We start from the raw sequence: 3,086 nt of genomic DNA, 5'->3' as shown, positions 1-3,086 counted from the left end.
GCGCCGGCGTCGGCAAGACCGTCCACATACAGGAGATGATCCAGCGCGTCGCGCAGGTCCACGGCGGTGTGTCGGTGTTCGCCGGTGTCGGCGAGCGCACCCGTGAGGGCAACGACCTCATCCACGAGATGGAGGAGGCGGGCGTCTTCGACAAGACCGCTCTCGTCTTCGGTCAGATGGACGAGCCGCCGGGGACGCGTCTCCGCGTCGCCCTCTCGGCGCTCACGATGGCCGAGTACTTCCGCGACGTGCAGAAGCAGGACGTCCTGCTCTTCATCGACAACATCTTCCGCTTCACGCAGGCCGGCTCGGAGGTCTCGACCCTCCTCGGCCGCATGCCCTCCGCGGTGGGCTACCAGCCCAACCTCGCCGACGAGATGGGCATCCTGCAGGAGCGCATCACCTCCACGCGCGGTCACTCGATCACCTCGCTGCAGGCGATCTACGTCCCCGCCGACGACTACACCGACCCCGCGCCGGCGACGACGTTCGCGCACCTCGACGCGACGACCGAGCTCAGCCGCGAGATCGCGTCGAAGGGTCTGTACCCGGCCGTCGACCCGCTGACCTCGACCTCGCGCATCCTCGACCCCCGCTACTTGGGCGAGGACCACTACCGCGTGGCGACCACCGTCAAGGCGATCCTGCAGAAGAACAAGGAGCTCCAGGAGATCATTGCCATCCTCGGTGTCGACGAGCTCAGCGAGGAGGACAAGATCACGGTGTCGCGTGCGCGCCGGATCCAGCAGTTCCTCTCGCAGAACACCTACATGGCCAAGAAGTTCACGGGTGTCGAGGGCTCGACCGTTCCGCTCAAGGAGACGATCGAGTCGTTCGACGCGATCGCCAAGGGCGAGTTCGACCACGTCGCCGAGCAGGCCTTCTTCAACGTCGGCGCGATCAGCGACGTCGAGGAGAAGTGGGCTCAGATCCAGAAGGAGAACGGCTGATCATGGCCGAGCTCACCGTGAGCGTCGTCTCGGCCGACCGCGAGGTCTGGTCGGGCACCGCGAAGCAGATCGTCGCCCGCACCACCGAGGGCGAGATCGGCATCCTGCCCGGTCACGAGCCGATCCTCGGCATCCTCAGCGCGGGCGAGGTGCGCATCACTCCGGTGAGCGGCGCGCCCCTCACCGCTCGTGCGGAGGACGGCTTCCTCTCGGTCGAGAACAACACCGTGACGATCGTCGCGGGCCAGGCCGAGCTCGTCTCCTGACGTGACGGCCTCCGACGCCCCTCGGGGCGCCGGGCCGGGCGGGGGCGCGTCGTGACGACGCTGATCCTCCCGCCCTCCGAGACCAAGCGCGACGGCGGAGCCGCGGGATCCTCTCTGGATCTCGCGGCTCTGTCGTTCCCGCAGGCGACGGATGCCCGACGCCGCCTCCTCGACGCTCTCGACGCCGTCCTCGCCGGAGCCGACGCCGACGCCGCGCGCGCCCTCAAGCTCGGCGCGAAGTCCGCGGCGACGGAGCTCGCGCGCGCCCGCGCGGCGCGCTCGAGCCCGACGATGCCGGCCCTCGACCGCTACACGGGCGTGCTCTACGACGCGCTCGATGCCCCGAGCCTCTCGAGCGCTGCGCGGAGTCGGGCCGAGCGCCACGTCGTCGTGCACTCGGCGCTGCTCGGGATCCTCGGCGCGGCCGACCCCGTCCCCGCCTATCGGCTCTCGCACGACAGCCGACTGCCCGGCGTGACGCTCAAGCGGCACTGGGCGCCCGTGCTCGCGCCCGTCGTCGCGGCGCTCCCCGGCCCGATCCTCGATCTGCGGTCGGAGGGCTACGCGGCCCTCGGCCCGCTGCCGGGTCGTGATGACGCGCTGTTCGTGCGCGTCGTGTCGATCGGGGACGACGGCGTCGCTCGCGCACTCAACCACTTCAACAAGAAGGGCAAGGGCGCGTTCGTGCGCGCCCTGCTCGAGCACGGTCCTGTGCCCGACTCTCTCGAGGGCGTCATGGCCGTCGCCACGGAGCTCGGATGGCCTCTGAGGCCCGGCGCCCCGGGTGAGCTCGAGCTCGTGGTTCCCGCGACGCTCGACGGCTTCGCGAGACGGTGACGCCGGTCAGCTCGCGCGCCAGCAGCCCTCGAGGTGGTCGTCGACGAGCCCGGCCGACTGCATGAGCGCGTAGGCCGTCGTCGGACCGACGAAGCGCAGCCCCCGCGCCTTGAGCGTTCGCGCGAGGGCGACCGATTCGGCGGTCGTGGCCGGCAGGTCGGCGAGGGCCGTCGGCCGGGGCCCCCGCCGTGACGGGGCATGCGACCAGATGAGCGCGTCGAGAGCGCCGGGCTCGTCGGCGAGCCACGGAGCGAGCAGTCGTGCGTTCGCGATCGTCGCCGCGATCTTCGCGCGATTGCGGATGATGCCGGGATCGCCCATCAGCCGCTCGACATCCGCGTCGTCGAACTCGGCGACGACCGCGGGGTCGAAGCCCGCGAACGCGGAGCGGAACCCTTCGCGCCGCTTGAGGATCGTGATCCACGACAGGCCCGACTGGAAGGCCTCGAGCGAGAGCTTCTCGAACAGCGGCCGATCGCCGCGCAGAGGTCGGCCCCACTCCTCGTCGTGATAGCGGCGGTACTCGAGGTCGGCGCCCGCCCAGCCGCAGCGGGCGCGACCGTCGTCGTCGACGGTGAGGTCGGAGCGCGGGGCCATCAGCGGTGCGCAATGCCCTCGTGGTCGAGCAGCCACACCTTCGTCGGCACGCCGAGGCCGGCGCTGTAGCCCGTGATCCGGCGGTCGCCGGCGAGGACGCGATGGCACGGGACGAGCAGCGGCACGGGGTTGGCGCCGACCGCTCCGCCCACGGCGCGGCCAGCGGTCGCCCGCCCGGTCGCGCGCCCGAGCTCGCCGTAGCTGCGCACCTCTCCGAACGGGATGGCGTCGAGCTCGGCCCAGATCGCCCGCTGGAACGCGGTGCCCCCGAGCCGCACGGGCACGTCGAAGTCGTGACGGTCGCCCGCGAAGTACTCGCCGAGCTGCGCGGCCGCGCGCTCGAGGACGGGCGTCGGCGCATCCGGCGCCTCGCCGTCGCGGAAACCCTGCGCGGTCTCGATCTCGAGCCGAGTGACGGCGTCGTCGTCGCCGACGT

5 protein-coding genes are annotated in these 3,086 nt (G+C 71.5%); 3 read left to right on the top strand and 2 right to left on the bottom strand.

The window, feature by feature from the left end; genetic code table 11:
• The 3 genes from atpD to Q7T15_RS09465 all read left to right on the top strand — a co-directional run.
• Positions 1 to 950: F0F1 ATP synthase subunit beta (atpD, locus tag Q7T15_RS09475; protein WP_304695635.1), on the top strand; the 950-nt coding region annotated here is incomplete at its 5' end.
• A gap of 2 nt (positions 951 to 952) precedes the next feature.
• Positions 953 to 1,216, top strand: coding sequence for a F0F1 ATP synthase subunit epsilon (locus Q7T15_RS09470; protein WP_304695633.1), 264 nt, complete (start codon positions 953 to 955; stop codon positions 1,214 to 1,216).
• A gap of 51 nt (positions 1,217 to 1,267) precedes the next feature.
• Positions 1,268 to 2,053: a YaaA family protein gene (locus Q7T15_RS09465; RefSeq protein ID WP_304695631.1), complete on the top strand. Its 786-nt coding sequence runs from the start codon at positions 1,268 to 1,270 to the stop codon at positions 2,051 to 2,053.
• Between the two features lie 6 nt (positions 2,054 to 2,059).
• On the opposite strand, the gene Q7T15_RS09460 is transcribed toward Q7T15_RS09465, so the two are convergent.
• The gene (locus tag Q7T15_RS09460; RefSeq protein WP_304695629.1) at positions 2,060 to 2,650 is read right to left on the bottom strand and encodes a DNA-3-methyladenine glycosylase I; all 591 of its coding nucleotides are present in this window, start codon (positions 2,648 to 2,650) and stop codon (positions 2,060 to 2,062) included.
• Positions 2,650 to 3,086, bottom strand: a 437-nt coding sequence (locus Q7T15_RS09455) for a methylated-DNA--[protein]-cysteine S-methyltransferase (RefSeq protein WP_304695627.1), incomplete at its 5' end; no start/stop codon positions are given. The genes Q7T15_RS09455 and Q7T15_RS09460, both read right to left, overlap by 1 nt.

This window comes from Microcella sp. (assembly GCF_030645145.1).
Classification (GTDB): domain Bacteria; phylum Actinomycetota; class Actinomycetes; order Actinomycetales; family Microbacteriaceae; genus Microcella.
The sequence above is the reverse complement of the archived record's forward strand: the minus strand, read 5'-3'. Positions and strand labels throughout refer to the sequence as shown.

Bases quoted from the DNA above. Each gene is read 5' to 3' on its own strand.
- Q7T15_RS09470 (WP_304695633.1), top strand. From the start codon at position 953: ATGGCCGAGCTCACCGTGAGCGTCGTCTCGGCCGACCGCGAGGTCTGG.
- Q7T15_RS09460 (WP_304695629.1), bottom strand. From the start codon at position 2,650: ATGGCCCCGCGCTCCGACCTCACCGTCGACGACGACGGTCGCGCCCGC.